The organism is Peribacillus sp. P4_C12 (assembly GCF_056402095.1).
Map to the genome: position 1 here is coordinate 86,841 of NZ_JBFUIB010000002.1, position 22,255 is coordinate 109,095.

A 22,255-nucleotide genomic window follows, 5' to 3' on the forward strand; every position below is an offset into this window, starting at 1 on the left:
GTTTAGTCATTTCGTGATCAAACTCAGAATCTTGCACATAACGATATTTGACCAAATGGCATTTTAACCAGCTGACGTCCATATACTATTTTAAAAGGAGGAAGGAAAATGGTGTATAGACCTACCGTAAGATACCCGGACGTTTATAAAAATTATATAGAGAATGTGTATAAAGCGACCGATCTAGATCGTAATCAAATTATCCGTTTGGCCTTATTTGTCGCCGCACATTCAAAAGAGTATAAAAGTATCCTCCAAAAACATAAAATTGCTGACGTCCCTCTCCCCTGCCCAGACTGGGGGCTGGATGAAGAAGGGTACTGGACAGATCAAAACTATATTAAAAAACAGAATCTAGCCCCATTCAAAATTACTGATCAGGGTGGTATTAAGGTCATTTTGGGCTAATTACTTCTTTTTAGATTCATTTGTGCTCTTTACGTAATGTAGCGTGGATGCCTTATTAGCAAGCTTTTCAGCCAGTTCTTTTGAAATATCTTTACTCATTTCGTATCACCTCACTTAAAAAAAAGCCTTGCCACAATCCCTAGCAAATATACCTCCCTCCACTCTTGGCATAGCGTAACGATGTAACCAACTGACCAACCAACCCAAAGAAAAAGACGATTTTGAAAGGGGAAAAGCAAATGGGAAAGGTTAACCATTTGAATCCAGTTCTCTCTTCTTCTAATAAAAAAATGATTGAACCGCAAAAAAGAAAAGTTCGTTCAGATAAGCTGCATGACATAAAAATCCCCGTGGACGAACCCATGGACATGATATTAAGACGGGAATCCCGGCGATACTGGAATGGCTCTAAAACAGCCTTGGGCACGGAAATACTGTTATTTGGACTTGAACAGGTGCTCGTATACCCTGACGTCACCTATACAGACCAGCCTTACACGGTTCATTGCAAAGTAGATCATGAAACTTATCAAAAGATAGGCGATTATGCGGCCGTTTGGAAATGTAGCGTTCGAAAAGCAGCTCATCGAATATTTGTAGAAGCATACAAAAAAAGACAACTAGGGGGCGTAACCGATGGGGAAATATAGCCAAGCCAATCTTATAGATGAAGAACTATCTTTGATCGGATCATCAAACTTTATCGGAAAGCTTCTCCATAAAGTAAATAAATCTTCAACCGTCTTACTGAGTATAGACGTCCCCTTGAACCTATTTCTAAGAGCAGAAGTTTTCTGTGAAGATATTCAAGACCTATCAGACCTGCATTTCGAACAAAACGACTTGATGAATCTTTTATATAATGACTTCTTACTTTTTGCGAAAAAGAATCCAGACTCAAAGGCCATATTCCGATTGCTCACATCATTGGATCAGTATGCTGATAAAGATTCAAGACTTGAAAAGTATGGGGAATCTGCGTTTAAATTAATCCATAAAGAAAAGAACCAAGAAATAAAAACTTTGAATTTACGCATGAGAAGGAAATTCGCCTTACGTGGAGAGGTGTTGCTTGCCGATATGGAGGAAGTTCAGCCTGAACATGGCTACACACTAGAAAAAGTATTTGAGCTTCTATATATAGACTTTATTGATAAATTTCGAAAAGGTAACCATGCGGGTGTCGTAGAAAATATCCTGCGCCTGCTTGATGATGAAATCGAATAGAATATACGAAAGGCTAAGGAACATATTTGAAGGGGAAAGTCCATTAATCTCAGGCTAAATCTCAAAATATGAACCTATGCATTCACAATATTATTTGCATAAATAATGAGCTTGTAGAGGTTTCTCCAAGCTCATTACCTATACTTTTCGTTGTACAACTATCGCTACCCTTCGTTAACCAACAACTTCTCTTCTATTGCATACCATCCACGGACTATTCATCCAACAATATTTTCATCAATAATTACTACAAAATAATCGGATATCGAATTGGCTTACTAAACTGCGGGACAAGTCCTATCTATTTTTATTTTTTGTAGCAACATTTGACCTGGCCGGTGGATAGTTACTTTTTTTCGGACTGTAACACTCACAGTTTTTGTCTGATGTGTAACATAAGCCCTTTGAGGGAATATTATATTTCGAGCAAGGTAACTTAGTCACCAATAGCATATCACCAGCGATCCTTGCTCTCTGCTTCATTTCAATCACAAAAATTTTAATGTCCTCAATCATTTTTTCTATAAACGTTCTTTTACTTCTCGAAAAACTGTACATTCATACACCCTACAATATTTATGTCAGTGCAACTAGGATGCATTTATCTTTAATTATTTAGATGATGCTCCCGCATGATTTGTTTGTTTGGAATATCTTCAAAAAAAACAAGCACCGTTTAGATGCTTATTTTGCATTTAACCACTCTTTCATTTTTTCTAAGCTGACTGTATACGGGCGTTTAATTAGATTCCTTTCATACCTGGATAAGGTACTATGGGAAATTCCCATTTCCTTAGCTGCCTCTAAAATGCTTAATCCCCGATCCGTTCTTTCCTTATTTATCGTTTCAGGAGAAACCTGCTTTTCTTCAACCATCTCCCTGGTTGCACCAGTCTCCCTGTCCGTCATACCCTTCAACATAGTTAGAAAATTCTCTGTGTCATAGTCTTGTTCCTCAATCAATAATAAGTCCTGGTCATCTCCCATACCCGTGATTTCAGTAGGTGGGATGATTTGGACACGTGCCTTCAACCAGGTGTTTGCGAACCAATTTCTCTCCTGCTCAATTTGCTTCTCAAGGTTTTTTTCCTTATAGCTCCACCCTTTAATGATTCCATCCTGCTGCAGGGTGTCCAATATTTCTTCAAATTGTTCTCTAATCCTTGAACCATATCGCCGATTCACGTCCAAATCCATGACTTTTAAAAGCCCTTTGTCTCCCCCAATATGATAAGCCCTGAGATAGTCTGCACTCTTCTGGCGAATCCTCCACTGCCAGGACAAGTACCTGGATAACCGTTTATGGTACTTTTGCTTAATTGGATGGTATTCTAGAGTCTTTAATGCAAGCATCCCACTGCTCCTTTGGGAACCGTACAAGAAGTTGGCAAGCAATTCCCCTGGACGAATGCTGCATTCATAAATACCAATCGGATTATCCCCCCTATAGGCTACCGTTACGCCATCCACCAAAAACAAGGGATTAAACTGCACTTGTCCAATTTCTTCAAAATCTCCCTGATCCTCATTGATGAACCTCAAATTCTCTTTTTCAATTCTAATCCATATCGTTGTGAGAGCAGCCAACCTTTTCATGATATCATCACGTTCTTTTTTTCGATAAGACATTTGATAGCCGTCTAAATCTTCTTTCCGACCTTGCAATCTCCTTAGATTCAAAGCATCATCCGTATGGAAATGAATCATTTGGTCCTTATGAGTAGCCTGTTGCATCCAAAGAATAGAGACAATATCAAAGATATCTGCGGTTAAGTCATCCATCGACGTGATGGCTTGAGAGGTGAGATTTTTCCATTGTTCGATGGCTACATTCGATTTCATCATCAGATAATCATTTTCTGCCCTCACTTGAGCCGTCGCCTCTATCGCCCTTTCCGCAATCCTTGCAGTAGGAATCTCAGTCGCAATGTCGAATTCATTTTTACTGATGGTCTCCCTTAATTTATGAAATAATAAGGCCGAACCGGACTCGGCAAAATTTTGATTCAACAAAGCATTTATCACTTCCCTGTTGTTAGACTTTGGGGAATAGGATGAATTCTCTTCTCCTGCAGTCTGTATGTATGGAAGGACAAAATTTCTAATTTCTTCTATGTAATCATCAACCCATTGTTCCATATCCTCAAATTTCAATCTATAATCTTTCACCAAGCTATCCAAAATCACAAAAAATGCTTTTAATGTTTGGCTAGGCTGGTAATCTTCTTGACCTGACAAAAGATGGTTGATATCCATATTCCATTCGACAAAGAGTTGAGGATAATCTGGAAAAATCGTTTTCATGACATTCAAAAATTTCGTTTGCAGGGGTTGTAACATTATTCTTTAACCCGCCCTTCTTTTGTCGACTCTATGTCTTCAAATGAGTACTGTTGGATGTAATCTTGAAAAACAACGGTTTCCAATATACCCAAATCGTGCAGAAAGCTAACGGACTCAAAAGAAAGGAACTGAACGATCGGATTTTTTTCTAGGATGGCATTTTTCAACTGTTGGATGTCTTTTTCCTGATAAAGTATGTAATTTCCCATCTGTTCTTTGATGTCCTTAGGGGAATAGATGGTATCTTTGAATGGTTGATTATGCGTACATTCATAGACCATCTCACCTTTTATATAATAAGTCCTGACACCAAAATCTTTCCCAGCCTTATAAAATTCGATTTGTTTTCGATACCATATGGGACCACTGTATAATTGGACCACTGGTTTAGGAAGCACGCCACGCAGTTGATAGGTGGAAACCTTTCTCCGATCCCATCCGAGAATTTCCCCCACCTCTTTAACTCCTACTAAAAAATCCATATGTGTTCCCCTTCTAATCTAGTAATATGGTAATTATGATTGAGTATTGTTGCTTTTGTCAACACACGGTTTAAGCGTGCAACTTTTTTTATTTTGACGTTTGCTTTCACAATGTGCACATAGCACTTCTTCTCTGTTCACTTGCGATATACTCTCCTTTTGTTCTTTAACTCTTTTATTTACTCATCTCCGGATTCCTTCGATTTTCACCTCACGATGGGACTTGTTCTATAGCCGTAGGTAAAACCTAGGGTGCCTTTTCATGATCTAATGACTTTCTTGAATAATCATTCAAACTGTTAAAAAGGTTGCATCAGCAACCACCATGCAGGCTCGATGCCTGCTTTAATCAAGAAAAACGGATGTTTTTTCTTCCTTGCGCAAGCCATTACCGGTCAACCATTTAACCGGTAATAGCTTTATAATGCTCCCTATCAAGCAAAGGGGACAATCCCCTTTGCTTGTCCTCTTTTATAAATAGCCTTTTTCTTTTAAGCTGACATGATTTCCGGTGTGGGTCACAATCACATGATCAAGGACTTCAATTCCTATAATTTTCCCGGCCTCAGCCAATCGTTTGGTCACCTCCACATCTTCCCTGCTCGGCGTCGGGTCCCCAGAAGGATGCTGATGGCTGACAATGATGGAAGCCGCATTGTTCAGAATGGCGCATTTCAATACTTCCCTCGGATGGACGATGCTTGCGTTCAAGCTTCCCGTATGCGCCCGATGAAGTCCGACCACCTGGTTCTTGGTGTTGAGCATCATAACGAGGAAAACCTCCCTGTCCTCATTGGCGATATGCGAAGCGGCTAATTCCTGGGCATCATAGGGCGAAGCGATTTGGTAGGTAGTGAACGGGTCTGAAATTCCCTTGATTTCCTGCCTGATGCGGACCACTTCGAAAATTGGGGTCAATTCCATTTTTCCAACACTCCTTCAAGTTTTTTAGTTTAATGGTTTTGGGGTTCTTGGTTGTTATTTTCCCTTTTGACTTGCGAAGCGCATCTGTTCCCCAAAGGGGGATTATTTTTCCCCTTTTGCAAGTAGAACGAAAAACACGCATAGACAATCGGTCCAGGGCGATCTGAGCACTAAGTTTTTTATGTTGCGCTAGCTTCCGTAATAAAAAAGTTTTGTGCCCCTTGACCGATTGRCTGCCTCCTTGGCTTCCTGCCGGAAAGGTTCGGGTGTCCTGCCGGCTGGAAGGTTAGAAGGCTTGCGCTGTTTTACGATTCGGAAGGCAAATGGGAAAAATAAATCAAAAAAGCAGCCGGCTGGCTGCTCTCCTTTTGATTAATTAATGTTAAGTCTTTTAATCTTAAAATTTTTACGGCCTCCGGCTCGTTCGGTATGGCGGCGGTAGCCGAAATGGAAATGGAACAGTCACTTACGGATTGTTGGCGGTAGCCCTGCAGACTGTGGTTATCAGGCATTTAGTGCCGAAGCGACACGTAAGGAATGTCAGAAAGGCGGCTTTTTCCTTTTTGATTATTCCTTAATTGCTGCAGTTCAAGGTAATTCAGAAAATGTTGGATGTCATTGTTTTTGAAAATRCCTGAAACCTGCTCCTTAAACATCGTTGCATTTAGATTCCAGAATAGATCTTGACAGCTAATTATTTTTACAATGTGACGTTAAAGAAGTTTGACGCTTCCTTTCACTACCAATCAATAAAATTGCAACTTATCTTTTATTTGACGTTTGCTCTCACAATATGCACAAGCCTCATCGTATAAAACTTCTTTTAAAATGTAGGTTCTTTAGCAAAAGACTTGCATACAGTAATCTCCATCTGGTCAAATAAGAAGTAAAATGACGTTTCCTTTCACACGTTTTTGTGCAAGTTTTACGATTTTTGTTCGATTATAGACGGCTTTTTTCATTAGAATGTTGATATATCAGTGATTCTCTCAACCTCTTAATTATTAAAGAATGACGTTTCCTTTCACAATATGCACACCATTATATGGGATTGCAACTTTTCCTTCATTGGACGTTTGCTCTCACAATGTGCACAATGATAAGGGAATGCAGGTTTTATCTCCCATTAACAACATCCCATAAGCTCGACGCCTTCTTGCACATCTCACTCATAAGCTGTGCAACTTTTTCTTGTTTGACGTTTCCTTTCACAATGTGCACAATTCCCTACATTTTGATTTGAGATTTTTTAAAACTTTTTGATTAACCAACCTTTTACACCCCTAAATCTCCAACAAAATTTCAGCAAAAATTAGGAGTCCACACAAAATAGTGCCTAAATTTATCTCTTTTTGTTCTAAAATGAAGAAAAATGACGTTTGCTCTCACACAAACTTGCACACATTTCTGTGCAAGTTTTTTTATTCTTGCCCATTTATGGATGGACTATTTTATGAAAACATTGATATATCAACGTTTATCCTAATTTGCTTATCTATCAATTCATGACGTTTCCTTTCACAATATGCACAAACCGTGTGAAAAAATGACGTTTCCTTTCACACAAAAATATTTAGAGTTTTTTTCAATCCCTTGCCCCCCAAGGGATGAGCACACGTTGTGCAACTTTGAAAATCCCTTAATAAAGGACACCATTTCCTGTTTTTCCATTCTGCTATAATTCAAACTAGAAAAATAGACGAGAGGAGGGCCTAAAATGAAAGAATCCAGAATAAGAATCGATGGTTTTAGAATGCATCACGCGATCTTAAAAGAATTCCATTTTCTTCGTGATCAGTCATTTGAGCGCCCTCCTGCCTCTGCCTATGTCGTATATATGACCATGTTAAACCAATTACAAGTAGAACAAAACCAACGAGGCATGCTTAAGGAATATAATCTTTCTTACTGGGCAAAGAAACTTGGAATCTCTTATTCTACCCTTTGGGGAGGAAAAAAATTTTTAGAAGATCATCATTTTGTGAAAGAGGAAATCCACGAGGGGTTACCTGTTATCGTGTTAAAAGATGTTGATAAGTATAATACACCTGAACTTAATGGTGTATCTCTTAACTACCTAATCATACCGCACGCCCTTTTTGAAACGAATATTTTAGCAGAATTCGTACGTACCTCGAACCCGGAGGGTATCGAACTTCTCTTATCCTTACTTAACCAGTTCCGGACTGGTCTGTCTTTCAGCAAGACAGGTGAAATGGAGAAAATAACACAAGAACGGACAATGAAGACACTTAAACTTCAACTAAACAAAAATGCAAAAGGGGTTCGTAAAACTTTAAGCGTTTTAGAAGCTCTTTTTTCCATCGAATTCACAGGGATAGAGATTCGTGGCAAGCAAATATGGATTAAAAAAGCCTCCTTTTCCTTGAAGCCGGAATGTGTGGAAGAAAACACGGATGAATTCAACGTCAACTCACTCATGGCGAAACTATCAAAAGAGCTCACCTACTTCTTTGATGGACATCAAATTAAATTTAAACCAAGAGACCAAATCGATGTCATGATTTCCTTTAAGCAGGAAGTAATGAATAAACTGAACTATCTTATGGATGAGGACTATGAAAGCTTCACCATACGTGATCGATTCATGAAAAACTTCTTTTTACAAACAATGGATCAGATAGGAATTCATATACATACAGAAAAACAACGAAAAGGTTCTTTCCATTTCTACTCGATTGGCGCCTTTTTCAGAATGGCCTTTAGAAAGTATCTTCCTGGGGCCTTAAAAAAGATTCCTTATGAATTAATCCATGAAGCCAAAATCAGAGAATACACCAAAACCGGCCAAGCACCAGAGCTACACGGTGTAATTTAATAGCTTAACCCAGCCTTGTGGAAAAATAAGACATTCACAGGGCTATTCGAATATACTCAAAAAAAATATTGAAGTATTCCCTTCTAACAAAAGTCTTTCCTTCACTCTTCTGTCACGGTTTCTGGCAGATTTTCTGAGAAGGATTTTTTTTTTACGTCTAATAGTTTCCGAATGTAGCCTTGTGTAATAGTGGATATTAAAAATACCATCCTGTGAATATGTAAATAGTTAAAAAAAAGCCCTGTGTATATGTGACTTCTTTTACATTCTATATGTGGGAAAGTGGAAACTCTGTTAAAACGACTCTTATAAATGGCTAGAACCCTTGTCCCTCAAGGGATATACCTAACAATTGAAAAATGCCTATTACTTCTGTTTCTTTTATTAAATCTGTTTTCTCTTATTAAATATGCCTTTTTATTAAATTTGTTTATTTACGAAATAAATCACTTCAAACAGAATTAAAAATATTAGATTATTAAGAACTCGCTATAAAACAATGTGACTTTCAAAAATTACATATTGAAAACTAATGAAAAGATTAATCAACCATATTAGTTAGATTAAGGTTCATTTATTATAAATTTTATACAATCACCAGAAGAAACCTCCAATTAGTTGGGGCGAGCTTAAAACGGCAACTATGAAAATTCAGCACAAGTGAAATGAGCAGCATTCAATAACACCTTTCACGAAATCGCTTTTCACCAAAAATACTGCAAGTAATACCTTAAAAAAGAAAATACTTTGTAAAAAAATTAGACCACCCAAGACGGTGGCCTAAACTTATATCCTTTTCCTGCATTCAACGTATTTAATTAAGGGGCAAGGCCTCTTTCCCCTTTTACTTGCTATAAAGCTCTAGAGAGCTCATAGAGAAGCTATAGTCCAACTTTGAACTTCATAAAACTAAAGGACACCCTTATTCCTTATTTAATCTAGAAAATGAAATGTCCATCTTCCAGAAAGCGCACTACATATAAGAGTTTGGGAGAATGCAATTTTTCCTCTTACACCCTAGACCAAAAACAAATGAAAAAGAACTATTAATCTTCCATAGTTTGTTCTAATACTTCCCTTTCATTTGTTAAAAGTGCTGTTTCAGATTTTAACCTTTTTTCTAAAGCAAGTGATTCTTCTTCCATTTGATTAATCTTCTTCCTTATTGTATTAATTTCTTCAATGAACTCCACTTCTATATGGTCAGCTTTGATATCCCTTTCATCCACTAGTATGTCAGATTCTAAATTCAGAGTATCTTCTGTATTTTTTTTTGCAAAGAAAGAGAAAAATCCTGTATTTTTCTTTTGCTCCAAACTTTTTCGTAATACATTCGCTGCTTGTCGATCCATTTTTCGATTTAACCGATGATTTTTAATCTTTTCTTCTATAACTTCAATTTGTCTTTGTTTATCAGCTATTCCAGTTCTCCTTCTCAGCAACTCCACTTCAAGTAGATTGATCGTGTTTTGTAGCGTGAAGGTTCTCATCATTACATTCTGCCTTCTATCAAATTCCGAGAATAATTGATCTAAGGTATCCTCATTATATTTACTTCCTTTTGCTTTTCCGCCATTTTGTTGAGGAATCGATTTTAGCGATAACTTAACTTGAATATCGGAGATTGTTTCTCCCCTCTCAATCGCCAGTAAAGTCATATAGATTTTAAAAACTGTGAGAAATGGCAATCGCTTCTTTCTACCTTCTACATAAATCTCTAAGTATCCCTCTAGCATCCTAACGTAATACCTTAACGTCGAATTAGCGATATTAAAGATTTTATCGGAACAATCGGTGGTTGAATACATGGCATTCGGATCCAACTCTAGTATATCTTCATTAAATAGTTTGGCACTGTATTCCTTATCAAGTACCAACGAAGTGAATAAAGCATCGTCACGAAGTGCTTCTGTAATGAAATCCTTATTGGCCTGGACTCTGTTTGTCACGATAACCCTCCTCTTAACGCTAGTTTAACTATAGCTTATTTTTATCTACCTATCGCTAAGCGTCAATTTATCTGTATCTATAGTTTACCTACTAGATAAAGACTAATCAACTAGGTTTGTTTGCTTTAATAGAAATAATGAACGAATTCGATCTATTTTAATCTAGTCTAGATTAAACTGAAAGTACAATAATAAACAATCTAGTCTAATCTAGTCTAGTTTTTCAGTGAGTTTCTTCTACATTTCTTGCGTTAAATAACCGATAACGCTAATCTAGCGGTCGGTAGATAGCAACAATATGAAATTATTAGCGGTAATTTACGGATGATTATTTTAATACTAAACTAGATTAGACTAGATTAGTATGGTTTACATGAAGGGATTTTTCCCTATACCTCCAACGTTAAAAAACCGATAACGTTAATTTGACGATAAATAGCAATAACGTGGAACAGTTTAGCGGTAACTTGTTGATAATTATCTCGTGATAAAAGAAGTCAAAAAACCGATAACGTCAAATTACCGTCAAATATATAGTTGAAATAAAACAACTGTTCATAAATGCAGGTGTTAAGCGTTGAGATAGCGCTAATTTAACGATATTATGTTAGCGCTGGAATGTCGATAACGTCAATTTAGCGCTAGTTTTTCGTTGACTTTAACAGATATTCTCTATATATTGGATAGTAAGTAGACTAAACTAGATTAGTCCGAAGGAGGAAGACCATGACAAAACTTGATTTTTTATTTAAAGAGGATTATTTAATTGCAGGAGTGGATAGTGGGAACATTTCTAATAAAATTACGTATATCGATCAAAAAGGAAATGTTGTTTCATTAAATATCGCGAGTATTATCGGAGAAAACGCGGAAACGACTGCCGAAGATATGCCAGATGAAAGCGCAGATAAATCTTTTCCTGATGATATGATCCTTCATTTACATATTAAAAGTAAAGCCTTACCAAAGAATCGAACAAATGCTTATTATACAGTAGGGGAATATGCTCAAATTTCAACAAATGACAAAAATAATTTAAGAGAAACCAGCAGTGATGCAAGAGATAAATTAGGGAATGAAATCCATGTTGTAACAACTTTAGCGGGATTAGCCTTAGCTGCTTGGAAATCGGGTAAGACCAATAAGGTAGACGTTCCATTGAGTTTTGGGCTTCCAATAGAAGAGGCCAAACAGGCGTCTTCCGAAAAAATCAACTTATATATGGGTGAGCATGAAATTACTGCAATAAAAGGGCCTTATAAAGGCAAAACCATAACCATTAACATTACGGATGTTCAGCTTAATGTGGAAGGCGTAACGAGCTACTTAGCATTGGCCTTTGATTTAGTGGATGGGGAAGTGGTGGAAACTGAATTTTCATCACAAATCCATGATGAGTTTGCCATAGCTGATTTAGGAGCTGGAACATTGGATTTAGCTCTTTATGATGAAAATGGTTTAAATTCAACTAAATCTACAAACCATCTGATAGGTACAAATAAATATATTGATTTAATCATGAAAGAAGCAGCGGAACTAAAGGAATTCGACAGCATACGGGCCCGTTTTGAAAGGGTGAATAAAACTCCTAAGATTTCGTTTACACGTGAAGAATTCATGAGGAAGTTCATCAAGCCGGAAATCAATAAAATGGTTTTAAAACCTAAATATTCACCTGTCTTTAAAGCGACCTGGCAGTCCAAAACAGCGGATATCACAAAGATTGTAGATAAATATACGAAAGAATATGCCGAAGAAGTGAAAGATAAAGTCATCCGGTATTTTGTTGATACCAACGTTGGGCAAATGATTATCGTCGGGGGAGGGCTTCTCTTCGCCTATCAATACCTAGAGGAACTCAAAGATGAAGATTGCCTATTTCCTCCGAGTATCGATCAAGCCAGTTTCTTTACTAGTAAGGCATATCTCCTGAAAAATATTATTGCTGAAATTGAAAAGCAATCAATTGAAGCATAAAAATTCAAGAGTAGGAGCAGCATCTTCTTTTAGTTGTGATACAAGGTGGTGGTAACGTTGTCCAATAGAAAAATCACTCCAGGTCGGGGAATTCAATATACCCCAAAAACCTCGATAAAATGGGCTAATGAATTTAATGAGTTGGTAGACGGCTTTAAAAGCAGAAATGAACTTATTAGCGCGCTTATTGAAGATGGTTTAAAGGTTCGGAATGGATCTTATAAAGAACAAGGTATTTACCTTCCACTAGACACCTTTTCGAATGATCAATTAGCACTTTTGAAAACGGAGGAAGGGCAAAGGATTCTTTATAATATCGTGTCTTTAATTGTAGGGAATCCCGAAGGGGCGGCGCTTGCCCAGCAAATGGTGCAGCCGGTATCCCAGAAAAGTCAGCTAGCTTCCTCACCAATCGTTCCATCTGAAGCGCCATTGAATCATGAAGAGGATACTAAGGAAGGTAAGGGTCAATCAAACGAAGCCCTTTCTAAACTATTGAAGTTGGGGAAGATGACCAATTTAAAGGGATAAAACATTTTTAAAAATAGAGCTCAGATATATGTAAGAGGCTGATTCAAAAGGTCGTTGAATAACGACTAATTTGATCAGTTTCTTTTTTTGTTAATCTTACACCCAAATCAAAAGAGCCCTTTTAATCTGGAAATTTATATATAGGGGGTACCATAGAGCGGCTGGATCTTTATACAAAGTTCTCAACGCAGGGCGTACATTTTATATTCGGAGGTTTTGTCAAAATTTGTATTACAGTAACATTGGAAAATGTAAGCGTTTTCTTTTATAATGAAAACAGGCAAATGGTGTGTGGCCATCCTGGTATCTTGGCGTAGGCGGAGCCAATGCTATATTTCTAAAAATGATGACTGATTAAAAAATTACTATTTCTAAACAGAAATGTAATGAACTTTAAAAACGTGAGTGCTTAAATTGATGATATAAAAGATAAAGTAAAGGGGAGGAAAAGATGGAAGAAGAAAACAAAACCTTATTTGTCAATTTTATCCAGGAAGATCGATTTGAACTAAACTCCTACCTTAATTATTTATTTAACCAATTTAATGAATATGTTCCAAAGCATATGGACGACATTATGATGATAGAATAATAACGATAATATAACAACAAAAATACGCAGCTGTATTATTCCTTGAGAATAATACAAGCTGCGTATTTTTGTTTTCTTTCTTCTCAAAAGAATGTCTTTACCGGTATGAGCTTATTGAAATGAAAGCTCCATGTAGATCGAAATCAGAATCTAACTCGTTATTCTAGCCAGAAAAGAATAGACCGAGGAGTAGAAAAAAGGATAATAACAAGACTAAAGTCTCTAGAATACTAACCAGAAAAGTTAGGGTTATATGACTACGAATCCCATCAAAAGGTTCATTTTTTGTAATTTTTTGGCTAATTTAATCAATAAAAGGAATATCGCTGGTAAAATACAAGCAAGAGAAACGTCAAAGGTATTGCAATAGCATCCTTTTTAGTGGGAAGGGAAAATTGTTTGTGTATGAGATACAGATGAACAAATATCACGTGAGTTTCTTGCAATATCATATTACCTTTTTCACAAAACACTTCAGGTCCCTACAAGATGAGGAAAAGACTTTTATTAAAAAATATTTTCAATCCGTATCGACCCATCATGAATTTGAAATATTGGAAATGGATATCAGGGAGTGCAGAGTGAATTTAATCATCCATTGTAAGACCACTCATTATATACCCAATATCATGAAGGCTCTTAAAGGGGGTTCAGCACGGTTCTTGTATAAGGAGTTTCTAGAAAATTACAAATGTAGCCTATGGGAGCAAAAGTATTTTATAGCAACCGAGGATACGCAACTGAATAAAATGGTTCAGCGGTATAGGGATGTAAACAAGCCCATTCAGAATTAAAGTGGGGAGATTGATTTTTACAATTTTTCATATGTTTTGGGTGAATTAATGTTATTGAAAGTCCTTTTTCCTAAGCTAAGTTGTTTCATTCTGAAAAATCATTTCGATCCAGGAAGGAGATGATCTTGTTATGAGAAATGATTCGATTGAAAGATCTGTCAACGATTCCATGCTTACGATTGCTGACTCTATTCTACAAATGATTGAACAGTCTAAACAAAAAAGTTTAGATAGGAAAAGTCAAAGTCCCATGAACCAGGAAAAGAAGAGTATGAAACATGATTCCACTTCTTGGTCAACCAAAGAGAAGACAGAGGCTGAATATGAGCTATATTACGCCATGATAAAGGAACGTCACCCTCAGTTATTTGAAATAAAAGGGGATTCTATTGAAACATTCCCAGTCGATAAGGAAAAAAGTGTTTTTTTCATCCTGAAGGATAAAGAGACATACTTCGGGGTCTATAAACAAGAATCTAAGGAAGCGCACATCGTCACACCAGTATTTCCAACCAAAGAGGACCTGCTTCAAAAAACACTCGGAACCTCCCAATTCGAAAAGTTTAGAATGCACTCATTCTTCCTTGTGGAAGATGGAAAAGCATTTTCCCTCCATGACAATAAACAACTTCGGCTAAATTTAGCAAAATCTTATAAAACCCTAACAACTTATGAAAATATCGAACAAGCACGCTCTTCTGTTGTAAAAGAGGAACTTAAAAATGATCCTAAACTTAGAAAACAATCTCTACGCAGGGCTTTAGAAGAGCATTTTATTCCTTCAGATCTTTTAGGTAAGACCGTTACAATCCAAAATATTTCAAATGATGATCAAGGGACAAGGCTATCATTAGTAGAGAATCAAAAAGAACGAGACGTATGGTTGCCTGACATTGCAGAAAAATGGATCGAAAGAGTAAGAGATAACCCCGGAATGAAAGTAATGTTTGATGAAGTTATCATGGATAGTCGTTCTATTGCAGAAGGTTTCCTTGCCTTTTATGGTATGGAAATAAATAAAGAAAGCCAAGCGAGACAACATGATTTTGAAGTGATTTCAAATCAAGATGGCTCGTATATTGGGAAATTGAGTGGCAATGGCAAAGTGAAAAAAGTTTCCCCTTATTTCTCAGAGAAAGAGGCCGAGAAACAGTTGGGAAATTTAAATACCCATATTCAACTAGAAAAGCAGAAAGAAAGACAGGAAAAAGAGGTGGAAACCGATATTCAATTCAAAGAAATTAGGGAAAAAGACTAAGGAGGAAACATAGTGAAATCGTTAAAAAAATTACAACTCTTACTGATGTTTGCTGCAATTCTTTTACTTTTACATATCGCCCCAGATCAAGCATCTGCAGCAGCTAATGTATCAGCAAAAATCAAAGAGGGACTGAAACAAGTTCAAACATTGTTAACGGGGCTTGTTGTTACAGTTGGCATCTGCGTATCCATCTGGATCATCATTAAAAAATTACCAGGCGTGGATGATCCTCATACCAAAAACGAAATGTTTCGTGGAGTAGGAATGGCTTTGGCAGGGGTAGGGTTAGCAGCCGCAATCGTATGGCTTGTTCCTTGGATGTACGCGTTATTCGCTTAATAGAGGTGAACTAGATGACGGCAAAAGAAGAGCTTAGAGAGGCTCTCAAAGAGTTACTTGGAGAAGAAGACAGTCGCAAGGGGAAAACGTTCGTTTTCCCTGATAATGTCGATCGTTCGTATAACTTTGTTAAAGGCTTATCATTAATGAATTTCTTTAGATTTATATTACCTGCCGTCGTTATTTCCACCATTATCTTGCTCATTCCCCCTTATTCATTGGGATTTATGATGATTAAATTATTCTTTATGGCCCTTTTGCTGTTAGGCTCTTTTACCTTTGCTGTTTTACGGCCCATATCTTCTCGGCCGAATATCACCTATAGTAGCTATTTAAAACGAATTTTTCATTACAACAATAGACAGAAGATGTTCTTTATTAAATCGAATAAAAGGGATGATTTCCGTGGCTAATCATAATAAGAAAATAGATAGGGAAGGATTTGACTATGAAGTAGAAACCCTTATAAAAAAAGGAGAATCGACAATTCAAGACATAAGTATTATAGAAGGGATATACAAAGACTATGTCCTTTTGAAAAATGGTTATCTGACGTCCATTCTGCAAGTGAGTGGTATCAACCTAGATTTGTTGGCGGAGTATGAACAGAATCGTTTATTTGAAGATTACGGTTCCTTCTTAATGAGTCAAGTCCATGATCAATTACAAACCATATCGATGACGGTTCCAGTGGATTTCCGTTCCTATAACTTAGGTTGGAAAAAACGCTATTTGTATGAACTAGAGGATAAGGAAAACACAGGTAATGAATACAAGCGAACCCTAATCACATCTTACATCGATCACTTCCAAAGGATAAGGATGAAAGATGAAATGTCGACGAAACAACATTTTATAGTCATTAGGGAGAAAATGAATAAACGTACGTTCCAAGATTTAGAACGTGCTGAAATTATTTTAACAAAAAAGGTGGAGGAAATGACAAACTCCCTGCGTTCCACTTTTGAATCCTACGATATAACGATTAGAAAATTGTCTGAGAAGGATACGTTAACGTTGCTATACAGATCCTTTGATTTTGAAATGTCAAAACTATACGGATAACCGGTTCGGAAAGGAGTAAGTCAAATGCCTTTTTCTTTAGCTACTTTATTTTCTTTAATAAAGCGTGAAAATAAGCAGGACGAACAGGTGAAACAAAGTCCCGAAGACATTTTACATGGGATGTTAGAGACCGAAGAACTTAATTCCATTTATCCTTTTGTCTGGAAGGAAAATAAGAATTATATCGAAAGTGGTGGCAACTTTATTAAGGTGCTGGCTGTCGTTGCTTATCCTAAAGAACAAAAAGGGAACTGGCTATCGGATCTGAAGCGGTTAAAAGGAAACATATCCTTTGTCCAGTACCTAGAACCGTCCAATTCAGAAGGCATGATTAGCTATTACAATGACTCTATTAAAAATAAAGATGCGGAACTATTAAAAACAAGAGATCCAGCCACTCGCATCAGGTTGCAATCCGAACTGGAAAGCGCAAAATATCAGCTAAATCAGGTATTATCAAACCGCTCTACCTTTATGTATCTGTATACATACATCTTCATTCAAGCTGCATCCTTAGAAGATTTGAAGACCTTAGAAGACAATGTTCAGAGGATTCTAACGAAACTAAGGATGAAAGCTCTAAACCCTCATTACGCAACACCGATGGCTTTCTGGTCGGCTCTGCCCTTAGGGGATAATCAATTAAAGGATTATACCTATCAGATGTGCAATAGTGAAGCGGCCTCTTCTTTCTTTCCGTTCGATGATTCAGAGATTTGCTATTTATCCCCGACGGCACAGGTGGAAGGGATCAATAAGACAACCAATTCATTGGTTGCGATAGACTATTTGGATACACAACGTACATTAAATCAAAATATGGTGGTCATTGGGACATCAGGTGTTGGGAAATCTACCTTTATGGTCCAAAAGATTCTTCGCTGCTACGCCATGGGAATCAAGATATATATCATTGATCCAGAAAATGAGTACTCCCATATTGTGAAAATCCTTGGAGGTGAAGTTGTTCATCTCAGTAGTAATAGTTCAACGAAAATCAACCCTTTGGAGATATTCTCCACAGAAATTACGGACACCGAAGATTTTAATGATGATTCGGAATTCATAAGGGACCTTGTTAAACAAAAGGTTCAACGTCTTAAGGCCTTTTTCAAAGTTTTAAAAGCAGACTTATCCCAAGTTGAATCTAGTATTTTAGATAAGGCATTGATCAACCTTTATAATCGTTTTTCCATTAATGAAAACAGCAATTTTACAAGTTTAATGGCAACGGACTTCCCTATTCTAGAGGACTTTTATGAGGATTTAGGTACATTGAAGGAAAATGATTTAGAACGTTATGAAAAGATCCAGAATTTTTATTTTATCCTGGAAAGTTATGTTCATGGATCTAACTCGTTATTTAATGGGCATACGAACGTGAATATCAATAACTCGCTATTCTCTTTTAATCTAAAATCCCTACAAAATGAGGTGGATGTGCAGGCTGCTTGTTACTTTAATATCTTTGGTTTCCTATGGGATGAAGTGACGAAAACAAAAGAGGAATTGGTGTACCTATTTATTGATGAATTCCACTTCTTATCAAAGAACCCGGATTCGATGAGATTCTTTTATCAAGCTTATAAACGATTTAGGAAGTATAATGCCGGCGCTATCGCAGGCACACAACAAATTATCGATGTACTCGATACCGAGGATAACCTAGGGGCAGCTATGATTGAAAATAGTCACACAAAAATATTTTTTGGACTGGACAATAAGGGTGTTGATGATGTGGTTAAAAAAATTAATCTATCATTCTCCGATGAAGAGATTTCCTTATTACGAGCGAAACGTCAGGGAGAGGCATTAATTGTTTACGGGTCTCAACGTGCATTTATTCGGGTTGAGCTCACACAAGAAGAGCTACGTCTTTGGAATAAAAAACGGTACTTTGAAAAATATGGTTTAGATCCTGATGAAATCCCTGATTATGAGGCAAGGAATGAAATGACTCCCATTGAAAAAGAAGAAGTTCGAAATTTTGTTCTGTAAAGGGGGAGACAACAGTGAAAATCCAATTATTTGAACTCGGAACGTTATTCATCCTTAAAAATAGGCACTATCGTTTAGAAATTGCGACAAATCAGGTGTTGGCTGAACGGGTAGAGGACCTTGCAGAACTTCAGGAAGAACATCCGTTTTTCTTTACACTGAAAGATATAAAAAAAGAAAACGATCGCTTGATTCTTGGTTATGTATTGGATGAAGGGTACCAACCTCTACAAATAGCAAAATCATATTCAACCGTATTACGGCTTGCTTTATTAAATCAGTTGCTAGAATTGGATCCTTTACACAATTTTAATGGGAAAGTGCTGATCCACCCAAGAAACATTTTCTTTAAAGATATGAAAAAACTAAAGTTTCTATACAGAAGCAATCAATGGTTGCCCTTTGAAGGCCATATTGAAAAACTAGAACAATACAAAATTCTAACCCTATCTATGTTTTCCCGTTTTTCCTATGAAAAGTATAAACGGGAAAAAGAAAATCTGCTTAAAAAGGAAAAAGATGAATTTTTCTTCCGGATTGAAAATGCTGGCTCCGTTGAGGATTTGAAAGAGCTGATTGCGAGTAAACTTCAGGAGGAGGAAACGCTGCATTTTTTCGGATTAGAAGCGGAAAAACAAAAAATCAAAAAGCAAAAGAGGGTTCTGACAGGAATTTCTATTGGGATCTCTGCTGCAGTCTTTACTTTGGCTCTTTTTCTTCAACAAATAGCAGTCAAGGAAGCTGAAACGGTTTATGCAACAGAACTTGAAAAAGCTGAACAAAAATCAACATTTTATAAACTAGTAAGTGAAGACAAATATGATGATGCCCTTTCCTTGTTGAAAAAAACGGGTGGTTCAAAAAAAGAGTTTGCGAATCTTTACTTTGAAAAAGGTGAATACCAAAAGGCAATAGAGGCAGACGATAACTTGATAAAGCCTAGTGTGGAAGCCTTATATAAAGCGAATAAAAAGGAAGAAATACTAGGATTGGAAGCAGAAAGTGACTATCTGGATATCGAAAAGAAGATAGTAAGCTATGATTACAGTGTTTTGCTATCGATGCAGGCTTTTACAAAGGATAAGGACCAACAACTTCGAATCGGACAAGCCTTTGCTGAACATGGGGATTTAACAGATGCCAATGATCTCAATAATAGGTTAAAAAACAAAGAATTAAAGGTTACGATCAGAAAAAAGGAATTGCAAAACCAAGTGGCTCATTTAGAACAACAAATAAAGAATCTCAAGAAAAAGAAAGACGTGAAATCAAAAGATATTAAGGAACAGCTTGATCCAAAGAATAAGGAGCTCACAACATATAAAACGGAACTTGATAAACTTGATAAGAAATTGGGGTTTAATTAAGTGTCCGCAACAGTTGCTGTGAAGGGAACCATTTTTGTCGTTCGGTACTGGAAGGAAATTACGATAGGCGTCGTATTTTCCTTAATATTAATGGCTGGCTTATTACTTGGAACCCACTCTCAAGAGGAACCAAAGGGATATATTAATTCGCCATTTGGAACGGCTAATGTTCCACCTCACATTGAACAATGGAAGGGTCTGGTTCAAGAATATACGACGAAGTACGGAATACCGGAATACACAGATTTCCTACTGGCCCTCATGTATCAAGAATTAGGAAACTCACAAACCTTGGATATTATGCAGAGCTCCGAATCTGTCGGGTTACCGCCTAATGCCATTCAAAATCCGGTAATGTCCGTGAATTTAGGGGTTCAACATTTTAAATCGGTGTTAGAGGATGGACAAAAGAACGGGGTGGATTTTCCAGCTATTGTTCAGTCATACAATTTCGGTTCTGGTTACCTGAGTTTTGTTTCTTCAAATGGAAAAAAACATTCAGTTGAATTAGCCCAACAATTCTCATTGACCCAAACTGAAAAACAAGGATGGAGTTGTTCGGATTGGAGGACTCCTTACTGCTATGGAGACTATACGTATGTGGAGAAAGTGATGGGAAATCTAATGCCGACGGGAATTGCTGTAGGTGGTGAAGATGTTTCTCCATTAGGGGAACAAGCATTTAATGCGATTATCTCAGAAGCGAATAAATATGTAGGCTGGCCATATGTATGGGGAGGTTCAGATCCCAATATAGGATTTGATTGTTCAGGATTTACACAATGGATATTTGCTAAAGCGGGGGTAAAGTTACCACGAACTGCTCAAGAACAATATGATGTGTCGTCGAAAATTCCGCCTTCTGAAGCAAAACCAGGTGATTTTATCTATTTTACTGGAACTTATGAGACCGATAAATATATCACACATGTCGGGATTTACATAGGAGATGGAAAAATGTTTGATTCTAACGGTTCGGGTATTGGAATCCATGACATTCATTCGTCTTACTGGAAATCTCATTTAGCTGGCTTTGGTAGAGTGTCCCTTTAGGAGGAAAACACCTTGAATAAATTTTTCGCTACGTTGTTAGGAATATCCATCCTGGCTAATATGATTTTAGGATTTATGTATGTTGGTCAAAAGACCATGATGACTCAAGCAGAAGATCAAAATAATGAAACCAAAAAACAGATGGTTCAGTTGAAAAGTAAAGTGAATGAAAAAGACAAGGACCTGAATACCTTTCAAAGGAATGCAACCTATTATGAAATTGAACATAGTGAAGAGGTTAAAAGCTTTGTAGATGAAACTTTTAGAGGACTATTTAATTACGATAACAAAAATTATGCTGCACGTTTTGATCAGGTCAAAGACCGGCTAGCAGAGTCCGTTATTTCAAAAATAAAAGCTTCAGGAGAAATGGGAAGTATGGGAATTGAATTCAAAAATGAAGTGAAGTCTTTACATGTTTATTTAAGTGCTGTTGAAAAAGACCAAGCAAAAGCGCTTGTAATGATGGAAACACAATACTCGGTAGGTGGCAGTGCATTCCCAAGGAGAAATCAACTGTATGAGGTCACGATAGCTTTGGATGGAGAGAAAAGGCTAGTTGATAAATTAGAGTTAATGGGGTCCTTCGAACCTTTTGAAGAGAACTGAGTGTATCGAATGTTCTGCCTGATTTACAGAGATTGAAAATAATCAAAAAGGAGTGGATCCTTTTGAAAGTGATGGGAATACGCCTGTTGTTAATGGCCTTTTTATTAGCCATATTTGAACTGATTGTGATCAACATAGCGGGGATCCTTCCGTTTCTTGCGGTACATAAAGCCAACATATCTGGTGCCCCGTTTATGGCCTTTGTAACGGAAAACCTCATGAATCCTATTGGAACATCTACAAGCATGATTGAAAAGAAGAATCCACTTTTCTTCATTGGTAGTGCAGCTGTAATCGTATTAGCCGTCTTTATGGTCTTTTTTGCGAAGGGTGGAAAGGGTAAATATGAATTAGCAGATAAATACGGTGTTCATGGTTCAAGTAGATTTGCTCAAAAGCACGAAATATTTACGCATGGTGAGACGGTTGAGGTTCCAGCAAAACAGCTTATGCAGGATCTTGATACGAGTATGCTAGATTCGAAAGGGGAGAAATGA

Annotated in this window: 22 protein-coding genes; 17 read left to right on the top strand and 5 right to left on the bottom strand. The window is 37.0% G+C overall.

The features are described 5' to 3' along the window. Positions 1-108: 108 nt before the first annotated feature. From AC1DUW_RS01470 to AC1DUW_RS01480, 3 genes are all read left to right on the top strand, one after another. Complete coding sequence (locus AC1DUW_RS01470) at positions 109-408, top strand: hypothetical protein (RefSeq protein WP_477641861.1); 300 nt, start codon at positions 109-111, stop codon at positions 406-408. Positions 409-647: 239 nt separating this feature from the next. Continuing rightward, positions 648-1,058: a hypothetical protein gene (locus AC1DUW_RS01475; RefSeq protein WP_377377603.1), complete on the top strand. Its 411-nt coding sequence runs from the start codon at positions 648-650 to the stop codon at positions 1,056-1,058. Further along, positions 1,045-1,635 (top strand): hypothetical protein, encoded by a 591-nt coding sequence (locus AC1DUW_RS01480; RefSeq protein ID WP_056520335.1) that lies wholly within the window; start codon positions 1,045-1,047, stop codon positions 1,633-1,635. The genes AC1DUW_RS01475 and AC1DUW_RS01480 overlap by 14 nt, the downstream gene beginning before the upstream one ends. A 684-nt stretch (positions 1,636-2,319) precedes the next feature. On the opposite strand, the gene AC1DUW_RS01485 is transcribed toward AC1DUW_RS01480, so the two are convergent. From AC1DUW_RS01485 to AC1DUW_RS01500, 4 genes are all read right to left on the bottom strand, one after another. After that, positions 2,320-3,975: a helix-turn-helix domain-containing protein gene (locus AC1DUW_RS01485; RefSeq protein ID WP_477641862.1), complete on the bottom strand. Its 1,656-nt coding sequence runs from the start codon at positions 3,973-3,975 to the stop codon at positions 2,320-2,322. Next, positions 3,975-4,460, bottom strand: a complete 486-nt coding sequence (locus tag AC1DUW_RS01490) for a hypothetical protein (RefSeq protein ID WP_477641863.1) — start codon at positions 4,458-4,460, stop codon at positions 3,975-3,977. The genes AC1DUW_RS01485 and AC1DUW_RS01490 overlap by 1 nt, the downstream gene beginning before the upstream one ends. A 471-nt stretch (positions 4,461-4,931) precedes the next feature. Next, positions 4,932-5,384 carry a JAB domain-containing protein gene (locus AC1DUW_RS01495; RefSeq protein WP_477641864.1) on the bottom strand — a complete coding sequence of 151 codons (453 nt, stop codon included), beginning with the start codon at positions 5,382-5,384 and terminating at the stop codon, positions 4,932-4,934. 305 nt (positions 5,385-5,689) lie between these two features. Then, positions 5,690-5,896 carry a hypothetical protein gene (locus AC1DUW_RS01500; RefSeq protein ID WP_477641865.1) on the bottom strand — a complete coding sequence of 69 codons (207 nt, stop codon included), beginning with the start codon at positions 5,894-5,896 and terminating at the stop codon, positions 5,690-5,692. A gap of 1,205 nt (positions 5,897-7,101) precedes the next feature. On the opposite strand from AC1DUW_RS01500, the gene AC1DUW_RS01505 reads away from it, so the two are divergent. Then, positions 7,102-8,223: a hypothetical protein gene (locus tag AC1DUW_RS01505; RefSeq protein ID WP_056520351.1), complete on the top strand. Its 1,122-nt coding sequence runs from the start codon at positions 7,102-7,104 to the stop codon at positions 8,221-8,223. A 1,046-nt stretch (positions 8,224-9,269) separates the two neighbouring features. On the opposite strand, the gene AC1DUW_RS01510 is transcribed toward AC1DUW_RS01505, so the two are convergent. Further along, entirely contained in the window at positions 9,270-10,172 is a 903-nt protein-coding gene (locus tag AC1DUW_RS01510) for a hypothetical protein (RefSeq protein ID WP_056520352.1), read from the bottom strand. A 726-nt stretch (positions 10,173-10,898) separates the two neighbouring features. Between AC1DUW_RS01510 and AC1DUW_RS01515 the strand changes: the two genes are divergently transcribed. The 13 genes from AC1DUW_RS01515 (at position 10,899) to AC1DUW_RS01575 (ending at position 22,255) form a co-directional block, all read left to right on the top strand. Further along, on the top strand, positions 10,899-12,149 hold the full coding sequence (locus AC1DUW_RS01515) for a ParM/StbA family protein (protein WP_252432653.1): 1,251 nt from the start codon (positions 10,899-10,901) through the stop codon (positions 12,147-12,149). Positions 12,150-12,206: 57 nt separating this feature from the next. Continuing rightward, entirely contained in the window at positions 12,207-12,680 is a 474-nt protein-coding gene (locus AC1DUW_RS01520) for a hypothetical protein (protein ID WP_340455459.1), read from the top strand. 451 nt (positions 12,681-13,131) lie between these two features. Beyond that, positions 13,132-13,272 carry a hypothetical protein gene (locus AC1DUW_RS01525; protein WP_200964763.1) on the top strand — a complete coding sequence of 47 codons (141 nt, stop codon included), beginning with the start codon at positions 13,132-13,134 and terminating at the stop codon, positions 13,270-13,272. 416 nt (positions 13,273-13,688) lie between these two features. Next, positions 13,689-14,066, top strand: a complete 378-nt coding sequence (gene tnpA, locus AC1DUW_RS01530) for an IS200/IS605 family transposase (RefSeq protein WP_477641866.1) — start codon at positions 13,689-13,691, stop codon at positions 14,064-14,066. Between the two features lie 130 nt (positions 14,067-14,196). Next, positions 14,197-15,324 carry a hypothetical protein gene (locus tag AC1DUW_RS01535; protein WP_477641867.1) on the top strand — a complete coding sequence of 376 codons (1,128 nt, stop codon included), beginning with the start codon at positions 14,197-14,199 and terminating at the stop codon, positions 15,322-15,324. Between the two features lie 12 nt (positions 15,325-15,336). Beyond that, the gene (locus AC1DUW_RS01540; protein ID WP_235565972.1) at positions 15,337-15,666 is read left to right on the top strand and encodes a CagC family type IV secretion system protein; all 330 of its coding nucleotides are present in this window, start codon (positions 15,337-15,339) and stop codon (positions 15,664-15,666) included. Positions 15,667-15,680: 14 nt separating this feature from the next. Continuing rightward, entirely contained in the window at positions 15,681-16,079 is a 399-nt protein-coding gene (locus AC1DUW_RS01545; protein WP_477641868.1) for a hypothetical protein, read from the top strand. Continuing rightward, positions 16,072-16,731 (top strand): TrsD/TraD family conjugative transfer protein, encoded by a 660-nt coding sequence (trsD, locus tag AC1DUW_RS01550; RefSeq protein ID WP_477641869.1) that lies wholly within the window; start codon positions 16,072-16,074, stop codon positions 16,729-16,731. The genes AC1DUW_RS01545 and trsD overlap by 8 nt, the downstream gene beginning before the upstream one ends. Positions 16,732-16,755: 24 nt before the next feature. Then, entirely contained in the window at positions 16,756-18,729 is a 1,974-nt protein-coding gene (locus tag AC1DUW_RS01555; protein ID WP_477641870.1) for a VirB4 family type IV secretion system protein, read from the top strand. Between the two features lie 14 nt (positions 18,730-18,743). Continuing rightward, positions 18,744-20,096 carry a type VII secretion protein EssB/YukC gene (locus AC1DUW_RS01560; protein ID WP_477641871.1) on the top strand — a complete coding sequence of 451 codons (1,353 nt, stop codon included), beginning with the start codon at positions 18,744-18,746 and terminating at the stop codon, positions 20,094-20,096. Further along, positions 20,097-21,149 carry a bifunctional lytic transglycosylase/C40 family peptidase gene (locus AC1DUW_RS01565; protein ID WP_477641872.1) on the top strand — a complete coding sequence of 351 codons (1,053 nt, stop codon included), beginning with the start codon at positions 20,097-20,099 and terminating at the stop codon, positions 21,147-21,149. A gap of 12 nt (positions 21,150-21,161) precedes the next feature. Continuing rightward, a complete protein-coding gene (locus AC1DUW_RS01570) occupies positions 21,162-21,758 on the top strand; it encodes a hypothetical protein (protein ID WP_477641873.1) in 597 nt (198 codons plus the stop codon). A 62-nt stretch (positions 21,759-21,820) separates the two neighbouring features. Then, positions 21,821-22,255 (top strand): hypothetical protein, encoded by a 435-nt coding sequence (locus AC1DUW_RS01575; protein WP_477641874.1) that lies wholly within the window; start codon positions 21,821-21,823, stop codon positions 22,253-22,255.